This window comes from Rahnella sp. AA (assembly GCF_002834385.1).
In the GTDB taxonomy this organism is placed as follows: domain Bacteria; phylum Pseudomonadota; class Gammaproteobacteria; order Enterobacterales; family Enterobacteriaceae; genus Rahnella.
In genome coordinates this window covers 321,591-343,362 of sequence record NZ_PITQ01000003.1, presented here as the reverse complement: position 1 = coordinate 343,362, position 21,772 = coordinate 321,591, and the positions used below count along the sequence as shown (strand labels likewise).

Annotated in this window: 36 protein-coding genes; 31 read left to right on the top strand and 5 right to left on the bottom strand. The window is 48.0% G+C overall.

Features of this window, described 5'->3' with window-relative positions; translation table 11 throughout:
* Positions 1-61 precede the first annotated feature (61 nt).
* The gene (locus tag CWS43_RS09990; protein ID WP_101076789.1) at positions 62-505 is read left to right on the top strand and encodes a hypothetical protein; all 444 of its coding nucleotides are present in this window, start codon (positions 62-64) and stop codon (positions 503-505) included.
* A 319-nt stretch (positions 506-824) separates the two neighbouring features.
* Here CWS43_RS09990 and CWS43_RS09985 read toward each other — a convergent pair whose 3' ends face one another.
* Positions 825-1,070, bottom strand: coding sequence for a hypothetical protein (locus CWS43_RS09985; RefSeq protein WP_101076788.1), 246 nt, complete (start codon positions 1,068-1,070; stop codon positions 825-827).
* Positions 1,071-1,374: 304 nt separating this feature from the next.
* Positions 1,375-2,055, bottom strand: a complete 681-nt coding sequence (locus CWS43_RS09980; RefSeq protein WP_101076787.1) for a LexA family transcriptional regulator — start codon at positions 2,053-2,055, stop codon at positions 1,375-1,377.
* A 116-nt stretch (positions 2,056-2,171) separates the two neighbouring features.
* Here CWS43_RS09980 and CWS43_RS09975 point away from each other — a divergent pair, with 116 nt between their 5' ends.
* The 17 genes from CWS43_RS09975 to CWS43_RS09895 all read left to right on the top strand — a co-directional run bounded on the left by CWS43_RS09975 (position 2,172) and on the right by CWS43_RS09895 (position 10,601).
* Entirely contained in the window at positions 2,172-2,405 is a 234-nt protein-coding gene (locus CWS43_RS09975) for a transcriptional regulator (RefSeq protein WP_101076786.1), read from the top strand.
* A gap of 136 nt (positions 2,406-2,541) precedes the next feature.
* Positions 2,542-2,820, top strand: coding sequence for a CII family transcriptional regulator (locus CWS43_RS09970; RefSeq protein ID WP_101076785.1), 279 nt, complete (start codon positions 2,542-2,544; stop codon positions 2,818-2,820).
* A 36-nt stretch (positions 2,821-2,856) separates the two neighbouring features.
* Positions 2,857-3,018 carry a hypothetical protein gene (locus CWS43_RS27385; RefSeq protein ID WP_198555805.1) on the top strand — a complete coding sequence of 54 codons (162 nt, stop codon included), beginning with the start codon at positions 2,857-2,859 and terminating at the stop codon, positions 3,016-3,018.
* Entirely contained in the window at positions 3,002-3,859 is an 858-nt protein-coding gene (locus CWS43_RS09965; RefSeq protein WP_101076784.1) for a replication protein, read from the top strand. Before CWS43_RS27385 ends, CWS43_RS09965 begins: the two co-directional genes overlap by 17 nt.
* Before the next feature lies 1 nt (position 3,860).
* Positions 3,861-5,207 (top strand): replicative DNA helicase, encoded by a 1,347-nt coding sequence (locus tag CWS43_RS09960; RefSeq protein ID WP_101076783.1) that lies wholly within the window; start codon positions 3,861-3,863, stop codon positions 5,205-5,207.
* Positions 5,208-5,602: 395 nt separating this feature from the next.
* Positions 5,603-5,755: a hypothetical protein gene (locus tag CWS43_RS27200; protein WP_157825376.1), complete on the top strand. Its 153-nt coding sequence runs from the start codon at positions 5,603-5,605 to the stop codon at positions 5,753-5,755.
* A 4-nt stretch (positions 5,756-5,759) separates the two neighbouring features.
* Positions 5,760-5,954, top strand: coding sequence for a hypothetical protein (locus CWS43_RS09950; protein WP_198555804.1), 195 nt, complete (start codon positions 5,760-5,762; stop codon positions 5,952-5,954).
* Positions 5,951-6,127 (top strand): hypothetical protein, encoded by a 177-nt coding sequence (locus CWS43_RS27195; RefSeq protein ID WP_157825375.1) that lies wholly within the window; start codon positions 5,951-5,953, stop codon positions 6,125-6,127. Before CWS43_RS09950 ends, CWS43_RS27195 begins: the two co-directional genes overlap by 4 nt.
* A complete protein-coding gene (locus CWS43_RS09945) occupies positions 6,117-6,434 on the top strand; it encodes a hypothetical protein (protein ID WP_101076781.1) in 318 nt (105 codons plus the stop codon). The genes CWS43_RS27195 and CWS43_RS09945 overlap by 11 nt, the downstream gene beginning before the upstream one ends.
* Positions 6,434-7,189, top strand: coding sequence for a hypothetical protein (locus CWS43_RS09940; protein ID WP_101076973.1), 756 nt, complete (start codon positions 6,434-6,436; stop codon positions 7,187-7,189). Before CWS43_RS09945 ends, CWS43_RS09940 begins: the two co-directional genes overlap by 1 nt.
* A gap of 15 nt (positions 7,190-7,204) precedes the next feature.
* The gene (locus CWS43_RS09935; protein WP_101076780.1) at positions 7,205-7,651 is read left to right on the top strand and encodes a recombination protein NinB; all 447 of its coding nucleotides are present in this window, start codon (positions 7,205-7,207) and stop codon (positions 7,649-7,651) included.
* Positions 7,648-8,088 carry a hypothetical protein gene (locus CWS43_RS09930; protein ID WP_101076779.1) on the top strand — a complete coding sequence of 147 codons (441 nt, stop codon included), beginning with the start codon at positions 7,648-7,650 and terminating at the stop codon, positions 8,086-8,088. Before CWS43_RS09935 ends, CWS43_RS09930 begins: the two co-directional genes overlap by 4 nt.
* 283 nt (positions 8,089-8,371) lie before the next feature.
* Complete coding sequence (locus CWS43_RS09915; protein ID WP_101076776.1) at positions 8,372-8,677, top strand: hypothetical protein; 306 nt, start codon at positions 8,372-8,374, stop codon at positions 8,675-8,677.
* On the top strand, positions 8,670-9,284 hold the full coding sequence (locus CWS43_RS09910) for a recombination protein NinG (RefSeq protein WP_101076775.1): 615 nt from the start codon (positions 8,670-8,672) through the stop codon (positions 9,282-9,284). The genes CWS43_RS09915 and CWS43_RS09910 overlap by 8 nt, the downstream gene beginning before the upstream one ends.
* Positions 9,281-9,460, top strand: coding sequence for a hypothetical protein (locus tag CWS43_RS09905; protein ID WP_101076774.1), 180 nt, complete (start codon positions 9,281-9,283; stop codon positions 9,458-9,460). The genes CWS43_RS09910 and CWS43_RS09905 overlap by 4 nt, the downstream gene beginning before the upstream one ends.
* Positions 9,457-9,771: a hypothetical protein gene (locus CWS43_RS09900; protein WP_101076773.1), complete on the top strand. Its 315-nt coding sequence runs from the start codon at positions 9,457-9,459 to the stop codon at positions 9,769-9,771. Before CWS43_RS09905 ends, CWS43_RS09900 begins: the two co-directional genes overlap by 4 nt.
* Complete coding sequence (locus CWS43_RS09895; RefSeq protein WP_101076772.1) at positions 9,768-10,601, top strand: antitermination protein; 834 nt, start codon at positions 9,768-9,770, stop codon at positions 10,599-10,601. The genes CWS43_RS09900 and CWS43_RS09895 overlap by 4 nt, the downstream gene beginning before the upstream one ends.
* Positions 10,602-10,642: 41 nt before the next feature.
* On the opposite strand, the gene CWS43_RS09890 is transcribed toward CWS43_RS09895, so the two are convergent.
* Positions 10,643-11,026 (bottom strand): Arc family DNA-binding protein, encoded by a 384-nt coding sequence (locus tag CWS43_RS09890; protein WP_101076771.1) that lies wholly within the window; start codon positions 11,024-11,026, stop codon positions 10,643-10,645.
* Between the two features lie 109 nt (positions 11,027-11,135).
* Here CWS43_RS09890 and CWS43_RS09885 point away from each other — a divergent pair, with 109 nt between their 5' ends.
* From CWS43_RS09885 to CWS43_RS09875, 3 genes are all read left to right on the top strand, one after another.
* Complete coding sequence (locus tag CWS43_RS09885) at positions 11,136-11,300, top strand: Arc family DNA-binding protein (RefSeq protein WP_101076770.1); 165 nt, start codon at positions 11,136-11,138, stop codon at positions 11,298-11,300.
* Between the two features lie 70 nt (positions 11,301-11,370).
* Positions 11,371-12,009, top strand: coding sequence for a P22AR C-terminal domain-containing protein (locus tag CWS43_RS09880; RefSeq protein WP_101076972.1), 639 nt, complete (start codon positions 11,371-11,373; stop codon positions 12,007-12,009).
* A 109-nt stretch (positions 12,010-12,118) separates the two neighbouring features.
* Positions 12,119-12,856, top strand: a complete 738-nt coding sequence (locus CWS43_RS09875) for a Rha family transcriptional regulator (protein ID WP_101076769.1) — start codon at positions 12,119-12,121, stop codon at positions 12,854-12,856.
* A gap of 196 nt (positions 12,857-13,052) precedes the next feature.
* On the opposite strand, the gene CWS43_RS09870 is transcribed toward CWS43_RS09875, so the two are convergent.
* Positions 13,053-13,325, bottom strand: coding sequence for a hypothetical protein (locus CWS43_RS09870; RefSeq protein WP_101076768.1), 273 nt, complete (start codon positions 13,323-13,325; stop codon positions 13,053-13,055).
* A 274-nt stretch (positions 13,326-13,599) separates the two neighbouring features.
* Here CWS43_RS09870 and CWS43_RS09865 point away from each other — a divergent pair, with 274 nt between their 5' ends.
* The 5 genes from CWS43_RS09865 to CWS43_RS09845 all read left to right on the top strand — a co-directional run bounded on the left by CWS43_RS09865 (position 13,600) and on the right by CWS43_RS09845 (position 15,796).
* Positions 13,600-13,776, top strand: a complete 177-nt coding sequence (locus CWS43_RS09865; protein ID WP_050122017.1) for a type II toxin-antitoxin system HicA family toxin — start codon at positions 13,600-13,602, stop codon at positions 13,774-13,776.
* 49 nt (positions 13,777-13,825) lie between these two features.
* Positions 13,826-14,230 carry a type II toxin-antitoxin system HicB family antitoxin gene (locus tag CWS43_RS09860; RefSeq protein WP_101076767.1) on the top strand — a complete coding sequence of 135 codons (405 nt, stop codon included), beginning with the start codon at positions 13,826-13,828 and terminating at the stop codon, positions 14,228-14,230.
* Positions 14,231-14,386: 156 nt separating this feature from the next.
* Positions 14,387-14,749, top strand: a complete 363-nt coding sequence (locus CWS43_RS09855; RefSeq protein ID WP_157825373.1) for a phage holin family protein — start codon at positions 14,387-14,389, stop codon at positions 14,747-14,749.
* Complete coding sequence (locus CWS43_RS09850; RefSeq protein WP_101076765.1) at positions 14,736-15,368, top strand: glycoside hydrolase family 19 protein; 633 nt, start codon at positions 14,736-14,738, stop codon at positions 15,366-15,368. Before CWS43_RS09855 ends, CWS43_RS09850 begins: the two co-directional genes overlap by 14 nt.
* Positions 15,356-15,796 (top strand): DUF2570 domain-containing protein, encoded by a 441-nt coding sequence (locus CWS43_RS09845; RefSeq protein WP_232776835.1) that lies wholly within the window; start codon positions 15,356-15,358, stop codon positions 15,794-15,796. Before CWS43_RS09850 ends, CWS43_RS09845 begins: the two co-directional genes overlap by 13 nt.
* Before the next feature lie 183 nt (positions 15,797-15,979).
* Here CWS43_RS09845 and CWS43_RS09840 read toward each other — a convergent pair whose 3' ends face one another.
* A complete protein-coding gene (locus CWS43_RS09840) occupies positions 15,980-16,264 on the bottom strand; it encodes a hypothetical protein (protein WP_101076764.1) in 285 nt (94 codons plus the stop codon).
* Between the two features lie 103 nt (positions 16,265-16,367).
* Between CWS43_RS09840 and CWS43_RS09835 the strand changes: the two genes are divergently transcribed.
* From CWS43_RS09835 to CWS43_RS09815, 5 genes are all read left to right on the top strand, one after another.
* Entirely contained in the window at positions 16,368-16,970 is a 603-nt protein-coding gene (locus CWS43_RS09835) for a hypothetical protein (RefSeq protein WP_101076763.1), read from the top strand.
* Positions 16,970-18,451 carry a terminase gene (locus CWS43_RS09830; protein WP_101076762.1) on the top strand — a complete coding sequence of 494 codons (1,482 nt, stop codon included), beginning with the start codon at positions 16,970-16,972 and terminating at the stop codon, positions 18,449-18,451. The genes CWS43_RS09835 and CWS43_RS09830 overlap by 1 nt, the downstream gene beginning before the upstream one ends.
* A 4-nt stretch (positions 18,452-18,455) precedes the next feature.
* Positions 18,456-19,865 carry a DUF4055 domain-containing protein gene (locus tag CWS43_RS09825; protein WP_101076761.1) on the top strand — a complete coding sequence of 470 codons (1,410 nt, stop codon included), beginning with the start codon at positions 18,456-18,458 and terminating at the stop codon, positions 19,863-19,865.
* Complete coding sequence (locus CWS43_RS09820) at positions 19,849-20,958, top strand: hypothetical protein (protein ID WP_101076760.1); 1,110 nt, start codon at positions 19,849-19,851, stop codon at positions 20,956-20,958. Before CWS43_RS09825 ends, CWS43_RS09820 begins: the two co-directional genes overlap by 17 nt.
* An 89-nt stretch (positions 20,959-21,047) precedes the next feature.
* Positions 21,048-21,770: a hypothetical protein gene (locus CWS43_RS09815; protein WP_101076759.1), complete on the top strand. Its 723-nt coding sequence runs from the start codon at positions 21,048-21,050 to the stop codon at positions 21,768-21,770.
* Positions 21,771-21,772 lie beyond the last annotated feature (2 nt).

Genomic DNA, 21,772 nt, shown 5'->3' with positions numbered 1-21,772 from the left:
GATAGGTAAGAAGCAAACCAGCCAGCACATTCCACCTCTAGGTACTTGGCCGGCTGCTGTCTTGCAACGAAAATATAATTTCGGCTTTTCTGGCTGTCAAACGAGCTCACTTAGGTGGGATTTTGCTTTCTGGGTCATTGTAAATTACGGTAATTTCGCTGCAGAAATCCTTCCTCTTGTCGATATCGCCTTTACCACGACGTGGATGAGAGGTTTTATGAGCATGAGAGGGCGGTTAATTATCTGGGTAATCGGACTGGTTATAGGCATCCCAACATCGATCTACGGTGTACAGTGGATGGAGTTTAAATTTTTAAAACAGCAAATTGACTGCATTACCGATACGAATGATGCATTGATGAATGAGTTCTCTAAGGTAGAGCAAGGTATCCACGCTCAGGATTTTGATAGCATCAATGGAGAGCTAAAAGTCTGCATCAAAAACATTGACGCTAGGAAAGGCACTATCAAATTTGCTGAGGAGCAGTACAAAAGGTACCACTAGGCATAAAAAAGCCCTCAGGAAGAGGGCTAGTGAAACATCACAAAAAATTTAGCTCGGAACAGGAGGGTTACTCCTTAGTTAACGATAGCCTATGGCGTAAATTTGACTTAAGTTATTTTGTTTTCGTAATTAAAAAAATGGCCTGTGGGCTATCACATGAGCAGAGATCAGGGTGGTGACCTATTGACACCCAAAACGGGGCGTTTTCCCTACGTGTGGATTATATTCAATCGTTTATACTGTCTATTGGGTGGCGACCGGGTAGGGATTCAGGCACAAAAAACCCGGCGCAGTGGCCGGGTTGTTAGATTTCTTGCTGTTAGTACTGATAAGCCATTTTATAAGCTTCGAATGCATCCTTGTGGCGAACCTCTCCAGCTTGACTGCTAGGCAGCTCAGCTAGAACCGAATCTTCATTGGAAGCTGGAATACCTTTTGCCTTGTTCAGCATAGCCAGCTCGAAAGCGCAGCCGGGGCATTTATGGCGTCCAGTATTCCCCTGATTTTCCGGAAGAACGCTAAACATAGGGTTGTATCGGTGATTCTTCTTACAAATATAAGACATGCAAAGTACCTATAAACAATAGGCACAGGCTACTTTACATGGGATCTCTCATGGGATACTCTCAGCGGTGAGATCTCAAGAAAGCAACTAGTACCTGTTTTCAAATTGGCCCTGACAGTTCATACCTGTTGGGGCCGTCCTATATATGGCGATCAAGAAATAACCATATAACCTCGGGATAATATCGACACCACATAAAAACTTCAATTAAAAGATCAGCTTATGCTGTGTTTTTTCACATCTGTAATTCCATCCAATAAAAAAGGCCGCATCTCTGCGACCTCTCACCTTAACCAGCCCAAAGCTAAAGCAGGCGTAGCTTAGTTTCTACGGCAACACCTATGATTCTGCAGTTTCCATTAATGGGAACAAGCGGCCAGACTGGATTCAACCCTTTCAGATACCATTGCGCACCATCAATAACCAACTTCTTGAACGTCGCCTCATTCGAATCTGTGAGTTTGGCGATCACTAGGTTGCCATTTGCCGGATCGCGGCCTGTGTCAAAAAGAACAAATGTCCCTTCTGGGATGCTAAGACCTGCAGGCGAAGTCATAGAATCCCCATCCACCTCAAGCCAAAAAGCATCCCCTTGAATATGAGCGTCTGATTCTAGCCATAGATCTATGTCTTTCATGGAGTAAGACTCTACAGCTTCACTCCACGCTCCAGCTTGAACCTTGCTAATAACAGGGTATTTGTTTCCAGGAGCATATGAACCGGCAAATGAGACATTAGATGTAACCCCTGCATCTTCTTGCAGTGTATCCAGCCACCCATTTGGCAGGTTCAAAGATGATTCAATCTTTCTCGCTAAGTTACCCCCAATGTTTCGGAAAGAATTCTCTCCCGTTAACTGGCTCAACTGAGCCGGAGCCAGTCCACTTAGAACTGCAAAGTCAGCCCTCGTAGATTTAGGGTTATTAGCTAGATGCTCTTTTAGTAAGGCTGCAAGATTTGCTCGCCTGATGTCTTTAGTTTCCATGTGCCAATTCTCACACTATTTAGCAGTGTGATAAATATGCAAATTGATAAATATCAGTTGCAGTAAATTTATCATAACGATAAACTTGTCTTTGAAATAACCAAGAGGACAAGACCATGAACAACGATTTGCTCCGATGGAGAAAGGAAGCAAGTTCTGACCAGTGGTCAAAACTTGCAATCCTCGCAAATACCTCAGTTGGTTACCTAGATCAAATCGCATATGGATTTCGTCGCGCCTCCCCCGGCAAAGCGAAACAGATTGAAGCGGCAACTAAAGAATTCACCGCTTTAGATCCGGTAACAAAAGAGAATTTAGTGTTCGCACAGGTGCGAGCTACAGCAGCATAGCAACACCGCTCTTTTCACAATGGACATTCGTCCTACGTCGCTGCAAAGCGAAGTCAAAAATACCAAATCTAACTGTGGTCATCCCCACGGGCTGATCACGCAAACTCACAACTAACCAACAACGGAAGTATCACGCATGGACATTGCAAGCACTCGCAATAAAGCGAATGAAATAACAAGCAAGATTATGAATGGCATAGCTATTCGTGGTCAGCGAGCAGTCGCAAAAGCAGTAGGCGTTAACGAGTCACAAATCACCAGATGGAAAGAAACGATGATCCCCAAGATGGGAATGCTCCTGGCAGTTTTGGAATGGGGAGTAGAGGACGAGGAATTGTCGAAGCTGGCTAAGTCAGTAGCGCGGTTACTCACAAAAGAAAACGCCCCGGAGTGCTTGGAACACTTCGAGGCGTAGTTGCAAATAACTGTTCATATTCACAGGAGTCATTATATGCAAAAGAGCAGAAAACTCAAGCAAGAAGAGGAGCGGCGTTATCCAGACTCACCCGATCCAATCGTAATGGCAGCCGCCACAAACAAGCCGTTCGCTGAAAGGTTTATTGGTTGTTTCAGACTGGCTAAAGCAGGGGTGAAGAATGGGCAACGCAGCTAGACATTTACAGCTAGTAACCACCTCTCCTGAGGTTATGGAGACTCGCGTGGCACAACTTGAGGATGGGTTCACTCGGGTGGCTAACGATCTGCTGGATGCTGCTATGGCCTCAGGATTGAGCGAAACAGAGCTGTGTATTCTTCTCGCTGTGTGGCGGAAGACATACGGCTACAGCAAAAAAATGGATTGGATCAGCAACGAGCAGTTAGAGGGAATGGTAGGCAAGCATCACACGCATTGTTCTACTGCTAAGAACTTGCTTATCAATAAGAAAGTCCTTCTTCAGGAAGGCAGAAAGGTTGGCATGAACACCAATGTCGCCGAGTGGAAAACAAAGGTTAACGGGTTCTGCAAAACATTAGCTAAACCTGCTAAGAAAACCTTAGCAGAAGTTGCTTCTGAAACTAAGCAGAAGTTGCTAACCACAAAAGACAATATACAAAAGATAAAAGAAACTACCCCTAAATCCCCAGAGGGGAGTTTGGTCGAGCAGGAAGAAACCAAACCCAAAAAACAGGCAGCATCAAAATTCACATTCGACCGTGAACGTTTCCAAGACACCTGGAACTGCAAAGCCAAGAAGCACGGACTGCCACGCATCACCAGCATCAGCATTTCCACCGAGAAAGGCATTAAGCGCCTGTATGAATCCCACCTGCTGCACTGCAAGCAGACCAAACGATCGCCAGCTGACATCGACACGTTCATCAACGGTTACATTGAGTTCGGTTATGAACCATCTCCGTATGCCATGGGCGATAACCCAGCCGGAAGGAAGTACGGGATAGACACCGCGCTGACTCAGCGGATTATCGACAAAATCATCAGTCAGGAGGTTTGACATGGAGAGTTATGAATTCGAGGAGCTACTCGTAGGCTCGATGATCGTGAAAGGCGATCACATCGACTGCCGAGACATCGCCGGGAAACTTCCTGCCGAAGCCTTTGAAAACTTTCACCTTCGCCGCATGTACACCGTCATCGTCGCTCTGCTGAGCAAAGCCGAGCCGACAGACATGTTCACCGTGCAGAGCAGCGTTCCTGCGGAGACGAAAGACTTCGTACTTGAAGTGGCTACTCGCTGCCGTTCCGCGGCAAACATCAAGGCATGGGCTAAGCGTGTTCGCCAGTGCTGGATGCTGCGACAGGGTGAGGCTGAACTACTCAAAGCAGCTGAGCTACTCCGGGGCGCATCAACGCATGATTTGGGTGAACGTCTGGCAGAAGTATCAGGGATGCTTTCCAAGCTTCAGTTTGAAACCAACGACCGTTTACCGCGGAGAATTGGCGACATGCTGGACGATTACATGGAAGTGCTGGAGAAACGCATGAAAGGTGCTGAGTCTGGCATGTACCTGAAAACTGGCATTGATGCGATGGATGATGAGTACGGCGGCTTCGACCGAACAGACCTGATCATCGTAGCCGGTCGCCCGGGCATGGGTAAGACTGAACTGGCAATCAACATCGGTAACTCAATTGGCCGGCAGAAGGGGAAAGGGCTGTTGGTGTCGATGGAAATGTCTGACATGCAGGTGGTCGAACGCCACGTTGCTGACCGAGCTGGGCTGTCGGTTGGTTCGCTGCGTAACCCACTGAACATGCTGGATGAGCAATACACCAGACTGACAGCGGCTACCGGCACCCTGATGGACGAGGACAACTACGTTATCGACGGGTCATTCACGGTAGACGAAATCATTGCTCACGCTGAGCGCATGAACATGGACGGCGGCCTTAGCCTCCTGACGATTGACTACCTCGGCCTGATGAAGAAATCCAAGGCAGAGCGTAACGACATCGCCATCGGCGACATCACCAGCAAGCTAAAACAGTTCTGTCTTCGAAACAAGGTTCCCGTAATCCTTCTATCCCAGCTTAACCGCGGCGTTGAGTCACGCCTTGATAAGCGTCCCGGATTGGGTGACCTGAAGGACTCCAGCTCCATTGAGCAGGATGCAGACGTGATTATTTTCCCTTACCGAGATGAAATTTACGACGAACGCAGCAACATGAAAGGCATCGCTGAAATCATCGTGGGCAAATACCGGTCTGGGCAGCCAAAGACGTTTTACATGGGCTGGAAGAATGGTCACTTCGTCAATATCGATCAGGCAGACGCTGCAAAGCGTTACGCGGAAAACACAAATAAACCGACTGACAACAAGTCATGGCGGGGAGGCGAGTGATGGTCATCTGTTATCGATGCCTAAAGCTTTATGATCCTTCTACCGCACCTCTCACTAAAACAAATCGTTTGAAAATAAAAGAGCCAGCCTGCCCACATTGCGGCTGCAAAATTTATTTCAGCTAAGGGGAATTCTGATGGAAAAGCCAATCGACACACGAAACTGGAAGTGCCTTTTCGGCATGCATCAGGCTGAGATTGTTGAGTCAACCAAGCGCGCGAAATACTCACACTCAACTAGCACGCTGCCTTACAAGGCTTGGACTCATATCGTTACTCTCTGCGTGCATTGCGGGAAAATTGAATCGGGGGAATTCTGATGGACACTAAACCATTCAAGAAATGGCGCACAAAGGCCATCACCTCCCACGGAATCATAATTAAGGGGAAGACGGAATGAAAGACCTGACCATGGCAGCCATCGCCATGATGCCAACACTGTTCTTTGCTATGTGCTCATGGAGACTGGCAATCAACGACAAATGGCCATGGATAGTCTTCGCGATTTTCTCCCTGCTAACCCTACCAAGAATTCACATCGAAGGATGACCAAATGAACTTAGGCGAACAAAAGTGGAGCAAAGAAGCCGAGATGACCGAAGCATGGTCAAAGGCTGCTGCTCACAACGAATGGAAAGAGAAGGTTGTCGAAGCTGCCCGCAAGTGGGTGAAGTGCAAAGGCCGCTACCACTCTGAAATTAACACTAAGGCGTTGATGGAACTCTTTGAACAGGAACCTAAGCCATGAATATAGCAAAATGCATTAACAAATTTTACGAACGTTACCCGCTGGCAGAGTTCAAGAGCGACACGGAACGAGCCGAAGCGCTGGGCTACTTCATGGCCGGTTGTGAGCTAATCAGCAACAACTACGAGTTTCTGGAATATGAAGCAGAAGCAGACGAGGGTGATGATGAATAACGATTTAGAGCAGTTCAGCGAAGAAAGACTGATTGAGCTTTCAAGATTTAAACAGGCATCTGAGCTTGCAGCGCTTGCCCGCATAGCCCTATCAGCTAAGCAGGCCAAATCAGCAGCGCTTGACCGAACCAATGCATTCACAGACGAAGACCTTGAAGGAATGACGCACGGCAACAATCCAGTAGCGAATGCTTATCGGGAGTTGCTGGCATTTCGTAGAGCAGCAAAGCAGGCCGAAGTGGTTGCATACATCACATACAAAGGGCAATTGCTTCACGCCGCCGCCCCTAAACCGGAGAGTGAATGATGATCCATTATCACGGTGGGCCAATAACGCCTGACCCGTGCGCAATGAAGGCATGGAAAGGGCGACACGCTTTTATCTCGTTCGCTAATGCTAGTCAGTTGAATCTTGCCTCTGAAATCTGTCAGTCATTCGCCTTGGACAACGGCGCATTCACTGCATGGAAAGCAGCTGGTAAGAACAAAATCGATTGGTCTGATTATTACGCTTTCGTAGAACGCTGGAAAAATCACCCCGGCCTAGATTTCGCAATCATCCCAGATGTGATTGATGGAGGCGCTGAGGAAAACGATGCGTTACTGGCAGAGTGGCCGCATGGCTCATTTGTAGGTGTTCCGGTTTGGCACATGAACGAATCAGATGACCGCTTCATTCGGCTTTGTAATGAGTACCCACGAGTAGCCATTGGCAGCTGCGGAGAGTACGACGTTAAATCCCCGCTCAAAGCGGTGGCACGCCTGAAGGACATTATCCGCCACGTTGTTGATGAGCATGGGCAGCCAATAACCAAGCTACACGGCCTGAGAATGCTTAACCCGACAATCTTCACTCGCTTACCGCTGGCATCAGCTGACAGCACAAACGTAGCCAGGAACATTGGGATTGATAGCGCGTGGAAGGGTACTTATTCGCCCCAGTCAAAAGAAACGCGGGCAAGCATTTTAGTCGAGCGTATCGAGTCATTTAACAGCATGTCATGCCTTAATTATTGCGAGAAACGCGACAGGTTCAGCATGCAACTTCAAATGGAAATCTAAGCCGTGAGGTGACAAGTGACCAAACAAACCTACCAATTACGCAACGAACAAATCCTCAGTAACGCAATAAACCACCTCCGCAACACTCCGCTTAATCCAGACAAACCATTCATCGTAACTATCCAAGAGCGTACCCGCTCACTGGAGCAAAATGCACGTTTATGGGCAACTTTGTCTGACATCAGCGAACAGGTTAACTGGCACGGTCGAAAGCTCACCACAGAACAGTGGAAGCATATTTTCACCGCCGCGCTGACTAAGCAGGATGTGGTGCCGAATCTGGCCGGTGATGGCTTTGTCGTTCTCGGGCAGTCAACCAGCAAGATGACAGTCGGCGAACTCAGCAACCTGATAGAGCTGATTAACGCATTCGGTGCGGAGCAGGGCGTCAGGTGGTCTGATGAATCACGTCAGGCATTGGAGTGGGCTCGGAGATTTGGCGAAACCAAGAGGGCTGCATGATGAACACTCAAGACAGCATCGAATTATTCGAAACCAGAAAGAAAATCATCAAGAACTTTGTGGCAGCACATAACGGAGTTCGGCGCGTAGATGTCCAGAACAAGCTTGGACTGAAAGACACGTTCACGGCTGACCTGCTGACGAGGGTTGTCAGGCTCGGTGAAATATATCGATTCGGTACTGGTCCGACTATTCGCTACTGGATTAGCGAGGAGCGCATGAACGAATACAACGCCTCACAGGCTGAGTCAGAACCTATCTCAATGAAAGAGGTGGCTCCTGTCAGCAAATGCAGACGCTCAGCATCGGCAGAACCTGAAATGATATTCCTGAGCAGAAAGCGCCCGGCTGGAGTGAATGTAGTATTCGAAGAGTGCAAACATAACTTCGGCATTCTGCCGGTATTACAGGTGATGGCTCGGAGGCTTTATGGCTAATTCACCCTGGCAACGAATAGAGAACAACGCAATCTTCAAAGTATCCCACCGCAAGAAACGCAAGACCCTCCCAGCAGCAAACCAGATAGAAACTTTCGACTACGTACACGGGCTATTACAGGCCAAGTGGAACCGCATAAGGCTTACCCGATGAATGAAGATTCGCTATGTGCTGGCTGCGGAACGCCACTCAGTGACGATGAAGTCTATTGCTGCGAAGACTGTCGCGACTGGTGGGAAATGACGGGAGTCGAGGTTTCTGAGCATCTGAGGAGTGAGAGTGATGAGTGAATTAAAAGCAGGAGGCCTAGCTATGGTGGTAGGCGGCAATCCTGAGCTATTTGGGATGGAAGTTAGAACTGTTCGCTTAGTAATGCCAGGAGAGGCTGCAACTGGCCCTGACGGCAGGAAAGCACTTAATGTTGTCAGGCCAAAATGGATGTGTACAGACTCAAGGATCATTACTCCGCTTGCTGATGGGTCATCATTAGATGGTTGGGGATTTTTCTGGATAAATCATCTAATGCCAATCGACGGCGACGACTTCAGCCATGAGTATGAGAAAAAAAAGGAACTGAGTCATGGCTAAAGATCCGAGGCTACGCAAAGAGCCAAAGAAACCAAAACCGAAAACCTGCTGCATCTGCTCCACCAAGTTCTCCCCCTTCTTAAGTACTCAAAAAACCTGTTCCGTTCCCTGCGCCGTCATCTACGGCAAACGCGCCGAAGCCAAGAAACAAGCCAAAGCCGAAGCTGCGTCTGCAAAAGAAGGTCGTGAGCAATGGCGTGAACGCAAGGCCAATCTGAAGCCGCTGAAGCACTGGGAAGATATGACTCAGCGAGTGGTGAATGACTACATCACCAAAGGCCGAGACGTTGACGAGCCATGCATCAGCTGCGGGACATACGAAACAGTGCAATGGGAAGCGGGACATTACAGGTCAAGAGGCGCGGCATCACACCTCAGATACAACGAGGACAATATCCACAAGCAATGTCATCGATGCAATGCCGAGCTATCAAGCAATGCCATTCCTTATCGAGCCGCACTGGTACTGAAAATCGGCCTTGAGCGTGTCGAGGCGCTTGAAAACAACAACGCCCCTCACCGATACACCCGCGAAGAACTCGACGGCATGCGTGCCACGTACAGAGCGAAATTGCGAGCATCAAAGAAACTATCGGAGGCAGCATGAGTATTCAAAACACCATTGCTCTACTCGAATGGTACCGACCTCGCAACGTGGCCGCTGTACGCACACCCTCCGGCATTGTCTTTATGGGCGCTCGCAATCTCAAGCCTAATGAGAAGAAAACTCTGCTGGAAATCCCTCAGAGCGAACTGGACGCAGCTATCAGGTGGCAGAAATGACAGGTGAACATTTAGTGGCAATTTTCAGTTTCCTCGGCGTCTGTAGCGCAATCCTGTTCTCGATGGTCTGGATGTGCGTCGCAGCAAGAATCTGCTGGGCTTATTTCAATTTCTGCGTAAGGAAGGCAATTAAGTCGCACGACCTTCTGAAGCACATCAATGGAATACCAAAAAAAATGACCCAATACGACAGATTCGAACTCGCCCGGCTCGCCGAGGAAGAAAAGCTTATCGAACAAAAGCTAAATCGTATTCGTGAGCAGCGCCGCGAAATCATCAACAGGTCAGATGCCAATAAGGTGAAGGTATGAACCTCGAAGCGACAGTCAAATACCACTTCCCGAAAACGGCCAATTTCGAAGGCATGCCACCAGCTACTAAATCTGATGCTCTAACTGGCACGGATCAGATGGCAGCCATGGGAATGGTTCAGTCTATTGCGCCGATGGGATTCAGCGCTTTTATGGGGAAGGTAGGGGTAAGTAAAAACGACGCAGAACGCGCCGTCACGCTGTTAACAGAATATGCATTACAAACCTGCGATAAGGTTGCAGCCTTACGCAAACTCGATAGCGATATTAAACCAGCAGTTGTGCAAACTCTCGCAACTTATGCCTACTTGGATTATTGCCGGGCGGCGTCCAGCAAAAAGCCTTGCGAATGCTGTAACGGTGAGGGATTCACTGACGCTGAGGTATTCACTACCAAATCACACACTCCCTTTGTTGCTCAGGACGTAATGCGAACCTCAATAAAATGGGGAGCGAAGGGCGTAATACCATCGGAATACGAAGTGCGCCGAGAGATTCGCGAGCAAGTGAGGGTATTGTGCAAAGAGTGCAATGGAAAAGGCACGCTATCAACTGCATGTAGCGACTGCCGGGGTCGAGGTGAGGCTGTAGACCGAGAGGAAACTAAGCGGCAGGGCGTACCGGTGAAGTGCAAATGCAAGCGGTGTAACAGTCGAGGTTTCGAGAGAATCCTGTCGACTGATGTCCACCGCGCAGTCTGTCAAATTACCGATGCGATCACCCTGGATACTTGGAAGAAGTCAGTTAAGCCGTTCTACGACGGACTTTCAACAAAGTTAGAAATTGAAGAGGAGTGGGCTAATTCGGCACTGAAGAAGGTCACTCAGTGACAAGCAAGGAGCCCTCTTCGGAGGGTTTTTGCTTCATTGGCTTATTTCTTTTCATCATCTGAATTGGAGCTAGGCTCACTTGGCTTACTCTCTGAGCTATTTTTGTTTTTACCAAATTCAATGCCAAAGCTGTCCTTAAGAAATTTTTCAAAAAACTCAACCTGTTGAAGTAAGGCGTTTATTGTTCTTTCTTTTTGAAAGATGAGCTCATCTTTAAGATGAAGTATCACTCTCATTTCTGTCATTACATCTTTCAAGTGTTTTACATCGTTAGAATCTCCACTTCCATTCACTGAATCCTCTAGAATCTGAACGATCTCTGCATTCATTGACCGACCATTGGCCTTTGCCCTCTCTTGGATCTTTTCTTTAACCTCATCAGGAATTCTCACGCCCAAGGGAGAGATGCTTCGCATACCCTTCATTTCTACTCCAAGTTACAGTTGCAAATAATCTACACAGTGTAGTCAAAATCGCTTTGACAAAAAATACACACGGTGTAGTATTTAATTATCACAGTGAAGAGGGTTTGATATGGAAAACGCACGAAACATCCCACCAACAGGAATTCGTTTCCCTGACTGGCTGAAAGACGCACTTAAATCTGCAGCAAGCAAAGAATGCCGTTCCCTCAATGGGGAGGTGATTAAACGTTTGGAGAAAAGCTTGAGAGAAGAGGGCTTTTTGAGTGGCAACTAAAAACAGTGAAGCCCTAACTACTTGCGATAGTCAGGGCCTCGGCGTCAGAAACCTTAAGCGAGTAACCGACATGAAAAGTATAGCGAATTCAGAACTTAATTTCCACGGCACAGCGCTTATACCTGTGAAAGATGTTAATGGGGTTTGGTTGACTTCAGCAGATGTGGCAAAGGCGCTGGGATACAAGAGCACTAAATCAATCTCTAACCTTTTTGTGCAGTACGAGGACGAATTTTCCCAGGGAATGACAATGGTCATCGAATCAGTGACCAATGGGATTAATGGGTCATCGCGCCGTATGAAGGTGCGAGTTTTCTCTCTACGTGGTGCACACCTGATTGCAATGTTCGCTCGTACGCCAGTAGCCAAAGAATTTCGCCGCTGGGTGCTCGACATTCTGGATCGCGAAGTCGCTCATTCACCAATTGCCAAGCAGTTCACGGATGAAGAACTGATTAACCTTTCCTACATGTGGGTATGGATGGACAAAGGCCGCCGTGTTGCTAAACAGGTTTACCCGGCACTGCACCAACTCGGCTCTCCGCACCATGGTTTCTTCTACGACATGGCAAACGAAAGTCACTACATGATCGACAAGGCGCGGGATAGTCTGGTTCGCGAAACTGAAAATATCGACATGAACGGATTTCATGCTCGAAACGCACAAGGGATGTTAGATCGCTTGAATGGAAAGGAAGGGGTTCACTGAAAGGCGTATGGGATGGCGCGTTTGCTCTGGCATACAGCAATAAAAAAGCCAGTAGTTTGCACCTACTGGCGTATGTCACATGCCCTAACTATCACATAAGGAATGTCGAATGACTGCATTAAAGATAGCAGACCACAGATCACATGTCACTATGTCAAGTCGCGAGATATCTAAGCTCACGAAAAAGGAGCATAAGAATGTAATCCGCGATATCTGGGAAATGCTCGAAGACCTGTACGGCATTACAAAAGATGGCTCAAATCTGAGTCATAAGAAAAATCAAACAGTTACGTTGGTTGATGGCGTCGATATTACGGTTGACTCACGCGGTTACGTATCAAGCTTTCGACTCGATAAGCCTCATGTTGAGTGTTTGCTTACGGGGTACAGCGCTGTTTTGCGAATGACTGTTATTCGACACATTTATAGTCTCGAAGAAAAAATCAGTCAGCGGGCACTTCCAGTCAACTATAAAGAGGCTTTGTTAGCACTCGTTCAGTCTGAAACGGAAAAAGAACTGATCACAGCTGAGCGTGATGAGGCCGTTGAAACTAAAGCCTGGATTGGCGAAAAACGTGAAGCTACAGCAATGGCAACTGCATCAGCTGCAGTACGTGAAAAGAACAAGCTTGCAGAGAAGATCGGCGAAAGTAAGAAACATGCAGCTATCATCCCGGTAGAAAAGAAAACAGACCTGGAATTTAAGTGGCAACCACTTCGCAAGTGGTGCAGAGAAAACGGAGTAAAGCCAAAAGAGGTTGAGGATAAACGCTTTGGCACTGTGAAGTCGTGGCCTCGCGAAGCTTGGCTTGCAGTGTATGGCGTAGATTTAAGAAAGATTTTCTAATCGGCGGAAATCTCCGCCAATCTTCCAACCTCGCTCAGGCGGGGTTTTTTATTTACTGATCATCCAAACAGTTAAAAGTTGCATTTTCCCGAAACTGGGTTTATATTCCTCTAACACTAGAAATCCGTGAATCTGTTACGGTGAGTGAAAAGCATAATGAAAGCCCTGAGTTAATAGATCAGGGCTTTTCTATTTATTAGCTTAGGTAAAAGTGGTCTTGATCAATCTTTATAGTGTTAAAGTTTTGAGCGATCGCGGCATATGCCTTTTTACTAGCTTGTGGATCTCTTGACGCATTAAATACAACGACATAAACGCTTACTTTCTTACCTACTGCTTGAGCAGGGAATGTAAAAGTACCTTCGGATATCTTCATTAGTGCGCAGTGCAATTGGCTTGTTGTTACAACACTTCTAAATCTTTGTACTAATGATGATTCGATGCGGAACTTTAAACTTTTTGTAATCATATTTACCCCCTTCTAAAAAGTTAATTGATCATCGGCATAGACTTAAAAATCATTAATCTTTTTGATTATCCGTGATTTCATTGCGAATCTGCCAAAACTAAGATTATCAAGTAATTACACGTGGCGTTTATTTACTTTCTCGAATTCGCATCTATAGGTAAAACATTTTCGGATAAACTTAACCGAAAAGCACCAACCCTCCAGTAAACAAAAATGTTGACGTGGTAAGCATTAATGATTACTATAATCACATGTTCAACAAACAGGAGGAGTAGTGAAGCAAAGCGAGTTTAGGCGGTGGCTTGAATCGCAGGGAGTTGAAGTTTCAAACGGTACTAACCACTTGAAGCTGAGACTAAACGGGAATCGAAGCGTAATGCCAAGGCATCCCAGCTCTGAGATTAAAGAACCACTAAGAAAGGCCATACTCAAGCAGTTAGGCCTGAACTAATAAACCAGCCTCTCGGGGCTGGTTACTCAGAAGCTTCACTAAGACTAAAATGCGATATCCGATAAAGTTAGAGCCCGATACGGGTGGATATGTCGTCAGATTCCCAGATATCCCTGAAGCGTTAACGCAGGGTGATACGAAAGAGGAAGCACTAAGTGCGGGGCTAGATGCTCTGGTAACTGCCTTCGAGTTCTACTTCGAAGACAACCAGAAAATCCCGATGCCAGGTGAAATCACTGGCGATTTTGTGGAAGTGCCACCAAGTATTACGGCGAAAGTAATAATGCTAAATACTTTCATTGATTCCGGCTTTACTCGCGTAGAGCTGGCGTATCGTATGGGAATAAAAAAACAGGAAGTCACGCGCCTGTTTGACCTAAAACATTCGACGAAAATAGACACTATCCACGCTGCACTAGTAGCTATGGGTAAGAGCTTGAGACTCGAAGTTTAAATCTAGAAATATCCTTTAAAGGCTGCCTCCTGGCGGCCTTTTTTATTGCCCAAATTTAGAGCCCGACCAATCAGTCACCTCACCCTCATGAAACCATGCGGTAGCGGCTCTATTCCCTATGACTACTCACAGCCTGCCACTACGAGAGGTTACCGGATGAAGAATATGCCAGATAGACCCGACACATGGGCGGCCATGATCGCCTGGCTGGCAAATCATCGTAATGAGGCTGGTTACTCCATTCTGGCATTCGTTATGTCGATACTAGCCACCTCACGAAACAAAAAGACTGTATGGCGTGACCGTATGACCGGCGCGGTGATGTGCGGGATTCTATGTTTCTTCGCTCAGCCGACCCTTACAGCCTTATGCGCGATATTCGGATGGACGTTCCCGCCTGAGCTCTGTTGGCCTTTCTCAGCTTTCGTTGGTTACATCGGCGTTGATGCGTTGTTCTCTTCGGTGAGAAAGCGCGTCGGCATGGAAGGAAGTGACGGAGGCGCAAATGCTGACAGTTAAACAGTTTCAACAGGCTGCCGGCCTGAATGATGCACTGGCGAATAAGTGGTATCAGCCAGTAGTGAACGCAATGGCGAAGTACGGAATCAATACTCCGCTCCGTATGGCTCACTTCATTGCACAGGCCGGTCATGAGTCATCAGGGTTTGCGACTGTTGAAGAAAGCCTAAATTACAAATCCTCCGCATTAACTGCGATGTTCCCGAAAAGAATCACCCCAGCAGACGCCGAGAGATACGGGCGCACTGAATCACACCCCGCAGACCAGAAGATGATCGGAAGCATCATCTACGCAAACCGAAACGGCAACGGCGATGTGAAATCTGGTGACGGCTACAAATATCGGGGGCGGGGATTAATTCAGATTACCGGTCGCGCTAATTACTCGGCGCTCGTTAATCAGCTGCGGGTGGATATCGTCAACAATCCTGAAAAGCTGACAGAGCCAAATCTTGCCGCAGAATCAGCAGCGGCATGGTGGAAGAATAACGGTTTAAACGAAGTTGCCGACTCGGATGATGTTGACCGCATCACCCGTATCATTAACGGCGGCACGAATGGAATGGAAGACAGGAAATCCCGGCTACTCAAAGCTAAGGGGATTCTATGCTCAACGTAATAAGCTTTATCCGAAACAACATTGGCATATTCATTGTTGCGCTGTTCTGCCTCGCCCTATGGGGATTGAACACTCGCAACTCACAGCTCACCGCCACTAACCAACGTCTTGAGCAAATGAACGACGCTAAAGACACTCAGATAGCAACTCTCCACAGTAAGAACGACGGCTTGGCTGAATCAGTCAAAAGCCTGACCGATGCTGTGCGAAGTCAAAACGAAGTGGTTAGCCAGGTAGCAGAACAACGGGCGGTTACTGCACAGCAAAACAGGAAACTACAGGATGAAATCAAGAAGTATCTGGCGTCAGACAAATGCGCTATTGCTCCTGTTCCCGCTGATGCTGTTAACAGGCTGCGTGAGAACGCAGACAGAATACGAAGCGGTAAAGATACCAAGCCTGCCATTGCCGGAAAGCCTGCTGGCTGACTGCCGGATTCCAGACATCCCTGATGAGATGACCTACGCAGATAGTGTGGTGCTCAACTTACTAATGCAGGGTGCTCTGGAAGACTGTACAAATCAAATAAGAGCAATTAAGACAATAGAAACCAAGTCGTAACAAAGGTGAGCGTTTGATAAAGGGCGTAAAATACGCCCAAGTTCATAAAATCACTTCTCAAGGCGAGAGAAAACCATAATCGCCTTTTTGTCATTTAGCGGGTCAGTTTTTACTTGAGTGGTAACCTCAAATGAGCTTACGGAAAAGTTCTTTCCCGTACCCTCATCAAAATGAAGGCTAACGCAGCCATTATTATCAAATTTGACTATGCGATGCGTAACACCATTCACGGTGACAGTATGATCAATGACAAGGCCGTCTTGATTAAATTCTAATTTTGAAACTTCTTCCTGAAGCTTAAAACCACCGTCAATTGAACCTTCGAGCTGAGGCATGATGCATCCTTAATTTTATGCCGCGTGATTGCGACCCAACATAAATACAGGCACTAAGTTAAATTTACAATTGGAAATACATACAGTATGTAAGGAATAACGAATGACCAAACCAGATTGGGAGGCCATCGAATCGGCATACCGAGCTGGCTTGATGTCTGTCCGTGAAATTGCATCGCATCACGGCATCTCCCACACTGCGATAAACAAGCAGGCAAAGAAGGAAGGATGGGAGCGTGACCTCAAGGCAAAGATAAAAGCCAAGGCTGATGCACTGGTTTCCAAACGTGAGGTTTCCAAACAGGTTTCCACGGAGAGAGCTATTTCGGAACGGCAACTAATTGAGGCATCAGCTGAGGTTATTGCCAACGTCCGTATGGAGCACCGAGGAGACATTCGCCGGGCGAGAAGTATCACGAATGCCTTGTTTGATGAACTTGCAGCCGAAAGCGCTGACCTTGCGTCTCTAGAAAAGTTGGGTGAACTGATGTTCAATCCAGACGACAAGGGACAAGACCGCCTGAGCGAGATTTATCACAAGGTCATCAGCATGCCTGAGCGAGTGAAGTCAGTGAAAGCGCTTAGCGATGCACTGAAGAACCTTATTGGACTTGAGCGTCAGGCCTACGACATTGACGGCAGCACCGGCGACAACGTGGTCGATAAACTTTCAGACCTGATGGATTCACTGTCTCAGGGGGCGTGATGAAACCTGAGCATCTCAAGTTGCTGGCTGACAAAGACTGGCGACTGAACAATCTCTATTGGATCACCGATAAAGAAGGCAAGCCGGTACGCTTCAGGATGACACCTGAGCAGCGCGAGTACTTCGAAGGTATCCATACCCGCAACATCATTCTTAAGGCTCGCCAGCTCGGCTTCACGACTGAAGTTTGTATCATTCAGCTGGATGCCGCCTTGTTCGAGTCTGCAAAGTGCGCCCTGATTGCCCACACGCTGAACGACGCCAAGCGACTGTTCCGCGAAAAAGTGAAGTACGCATACGACAAGTTACCCGACGAGATTAAAGCCGCTAACCCGGCAAGCAATGACTCTGCCGGGGAGTTGGTGTTCAGGAAGGGCGGCTCACTCTACGTCAGTACCTCATTTCGTGGTGGTACGCTGCGCTACCTGCACGTATCAGAGTTCGGCAAGATATGCGCTAAGTATCCAGACAAAGCCCGTGAGATTGTCACAGGTGCGTTTGAGGCAGTATCTACCGGATGCTTTGCCACTATCGAAAGCACGGCTGAAGGTCGCGCCGGTTACTTCTTCGATTACTGCCAGACAGCAGAAAAGGCACAGTTGCAGAATAAGAAATTATCCGCGCTCGATTGGAAGTTTTTTTTCTTCTCCTGGTGGAAGAATCCTCTTTATGCAATCGACCCTGTAGAGGCCATCCCGCAGCGGCTGGTTGATTACTTCGAAGAGATGGAAGCCAAGCACGGCGTTCACCTTAACGAACGCCAGAAAGCTTGGTACTACGCCAAAGAGAAGACACTCGGCGACGATATGAAGCGGGAATATCCAACGATACCCGCTGAGGCATTCCAGCAATCAGTGGAAGGCGCGTACTACGCCAAACAGTTCCGCTGGCTCTATACCAACAAGCGCATTGGCACCTTGCCTGATAACTCACACCTGCCGGTTCATACGTTCTGGGATATCGGTGTGGGTGACTCAACGGCCATCTGGTTCGTGCGTGAGGTGGGCGAAGAGTTCCACGTCATCGACTACTACGAAAACTCCGGCGAAGGGCTGAGGCACTACATGAAGGTGCTGAAAGACCGTGGCTATGAGTATGGCGACCACTGGGGACCACACGACATCGAAAACCGTGAATTCGGCTCTGATGCTAAGTCCCGAAAAGAGTTGGCTCGCGAAGGCTACGAAATCGACGGTCAGATCTACTCCATGACGTTCAAAGTGGTGCCGAAAACCGGCGTTGATACCGGCATTGAGTCCGTGCGTGAAATCCTCCCGAAATGTGTCTTTGATGATGAGAAGTGCGCAGAAGGCATCACTCATCTGGAAGGGTATAGGAAGGAGTGGGATGACAAGCGCGGCTGCTGGAAAGACAAGCCATTACATGACCACACATCTCACGGCTCTGATGCGTTCCGCTACTTTGCCGTAGCTAAGAAAAACAGGGTTAAGCCTGCCAAATCTATTCCTTTCAAGTGGTAATAATATGGCCGATCTAGATATTGACTATCGTCACCCGGCATACGCTGAATTCATGCCCGAATGGGAGATGATCGGCGATTGCGTGGATGGCGAGCGTAAGATTAAGAAAAAACGCACCAAGTATCTCCCTCACCCAAGTAGTGACCACCTTAATGATGACCCAACAGGTGAGCGGTACGATGCATACCTGATGCGTGCGGCATTCATCAATGCAACAGGCAGAACCCAGTCAGGAATGTTGGGTATAGCATTTAATAAGCCTCCCAAAATTGAGCTTTCTGGGGGTATTGAAGATATAGAATCCGATGCTGACGGAGAGGGGCAGCAACTTGAGCAGATGATCCGTGATGCACTAGGCCAAAATCTCCAGCGCGGTCGAGCAGGTATACTCACAGACTTTACTGGTTCAGGGTTGCAGACCGAGGCAACCAAAGGTAGACCGGTGCTCAAACTCTTCACTGCCAAAGAAATCATCAACTGGCGTGTTACTAACGGTAAAACATCCCTGGTAGTTATTCATTACGTCGAACCTGTTGATGATCCTAATGGCTTTGCGCTTACGTTAAAAAAGCGTTGGATCGAGCTTAGATTAATCAACGGAGTCGCTCATTCCCGCAAATGGGATGAGGGGGATACAGACATTACAGGTTCTGTCTCGATGGAGCTTAAGGACGCAAATGGTACGGAGTTAACAGAATTGCCCTGGTCATGGATTGGCGCGAATAACAATGACCACACGCCAGACTCACCGCCATTAGCCGATATTGCTTACGTGAATATTAAACACTATCAGGCAGAGGCTGATATTGCTGAGGCAGCCCACACCGTGGGCCAGCCAATGGTTGCCTTGACCGGTCTTACCGATGAGTGGGCAGCTAAATACCTTACAGATGGTTTCAAAGTTGGCTCCCGTAAAGGGGTGCTTCTCCCAGTTGGTGGTGATTTGAAGTTCGCTCAACCTGATGAGAGAAATATTTTAATTTCCCTTGCTGAGCGCCGAGAAAATCAGATGGCAATGCTCGGTGCAAAGTTGGTAGAGCGTAACACCTCGGCCAGAACTGCTACTCAAGCAGGTGACGAGGCACAAACCGATAACTCCATCCTTTCACTTTGTGCTGGCAATGTGGAGCAGGCTTTCAATCGTGCCTTGAGCTTTGCCATCCAGTTCGCAGGAAGTGGTGAAGGAGCTGTAGAACTTAACAAAAAGTATGAAATAGCCAATCTAGACTCTCAGGCAATTACCGCGCTTCTCTCTGCCGTGCAGTCCGGGAAAATGCGACTTTCTGACTTTATACGCTACCAGCAACGCATTGGTCTTATCGGCCAGGATGAAAATCCTGAGCAGGTAGTTGATGAGCTTTTAAACCAGACACCATCATTACTGCCTGGAGAATCCAATGACAGTCAACGATAGGTTGCGTGATGAGGCAATAAGTCACGCACTGTTTGTCAGTCGCTATTCGACAGGCGTCTCCAAAAGAATGGTGAAAATACTCAACCAGAGCGATGCTGAACTTTCGATTCGTTTGCAGGTGGCTTTGGATGACCTTTCACCTAATAGCTTCACTGTGAGGCGGTTGGAAGGATTGCTAGGCAGTGTCCGGCAGATAAACCAGACCGCCATTCAGGCCGCATTCACCAACTTGGGCGAGGAGCTACAGACCTTTGCAGACCATGAAGCCGGATATCATCTGAGTTTGTTTGAATCCCTCATTCCTGCGCCGGTAACGCATAGCTTCCCATTAGCGGCCATTACACCCGATCAGGTATATGCAGCCGCGATGACCCAGCCATTTCAGGGGCGCCTCTTGAGTGAGTGGGCGAGTAATCTGGAAAGTGACCGGCTGGCGCGGATCACCAACGCTGTCCGTACGGGATATTTAACCGGGCAATCGACTGACAAAATCGCCAGAAATATTCGCGGGACTGCAACGAATAACTATCAGGACGGCGCAATTCAGATCAGCCGAGCCAACGCCACCAGCATCACGAAGACGGCGATCAATCATATCGCTGCAACGGCGCGCACTCAGTTCGCAGAGCACAACAGCGATATCGTAGATTGTAAACAGTGGCTTTCGACGCTGGACAACAAAACTACGCCAACATGCATCATTCGGGATCGGCTGAAGTACTCGCTGGAAAATAAGCCTATCGGACACAAAGTCCCTTATCTGCAGGGGCCTGGGCGCATCCATTTTTGCTGTCGCTCGACCGAAACGCTGGTAACGAAATCATGGCGTGAAATGGGGATTGATGCAGACGAAATGGACGCGGGAACGCGCGCCAGCATGGATGGGCAGGTTCCGGCAAACACGACTTACAGTGAATGGCTCAGCCAGCAATCTCTCTATCGTCAGGTGCAGGTGCTGGGTGATACACGCGCCAGGCTTTTGCGAAGCGGTGGCATGAAGGTGCCGGATTTCTTCACTGACAAAGGCGAGTGGATAACGTTGGATAAGCTGAAAGAAATTGATGCGGACGCTTTTGAGAAAGCTGGTTTTTAGTATCGATAAGTAATTACACAAGGCTGCCTTCGGGTGGCCTTTTTATTGTCCGCGGCCAGAGGCTGCAAACATCTGACCAGAGGTTAAAGATGGCCCTTAAATTTGTATTAACCAAAGAAGAATTTGAAGCACTTGACGAATCCGCTAAAGCCCTGTATGTCGCAAAAGGCGATGGTTATCAACTAGCAGTTGACGGCGCTCCTGACGTTGACGGACTACAACGTAAGAACGAAGAACTGCTGAAAGAAAAGGCCAAATGGCGTGAAGACCGTGAGGCGGCCGAGAAATTAGCTAAAGAAAAAGATGATCAGGCCAAAGAGTTGGCGGCAGAGCAGGCTCGCAAGAAAGGTGACATCGAGACGCTGGAGAAAAGCTGGCAAGAAAAACTGACTGTTCGCGAAAAAGAACTCCTCTCACAGATTGAAGAGCGCGACAGCCGGTTGACCACGCTTTTGGTTGATAACGTTGCGCAGTCGTTGGCAACAAAGCTAGCAGGTGACAGCGCTGCTGTAATCATGCCCCACATCAAATCACGCCTCCTTGTTGAGGATGGCAAGACGCGCATTATTGACGCTGAAGGGAAGCCATCAGCGGCAACGCTTGAAGATTTAGAGAAAGAATTCCGAGGCAACAAATTGTTTGCACCGATTGTCATCGGAAGTAGGGCATCCGGCACCGGAGGTAATGGAAGCCCGTCCATCGTCAGCGGCGAAGGCAAAAAATGGAGTGATTTCACTGAGGCGCAACGCATTCAGTTATTCAAAGAAAACCCTGAAGAGTTCAAGCGACTCCAGGCAACCCAAAATCATTAAGA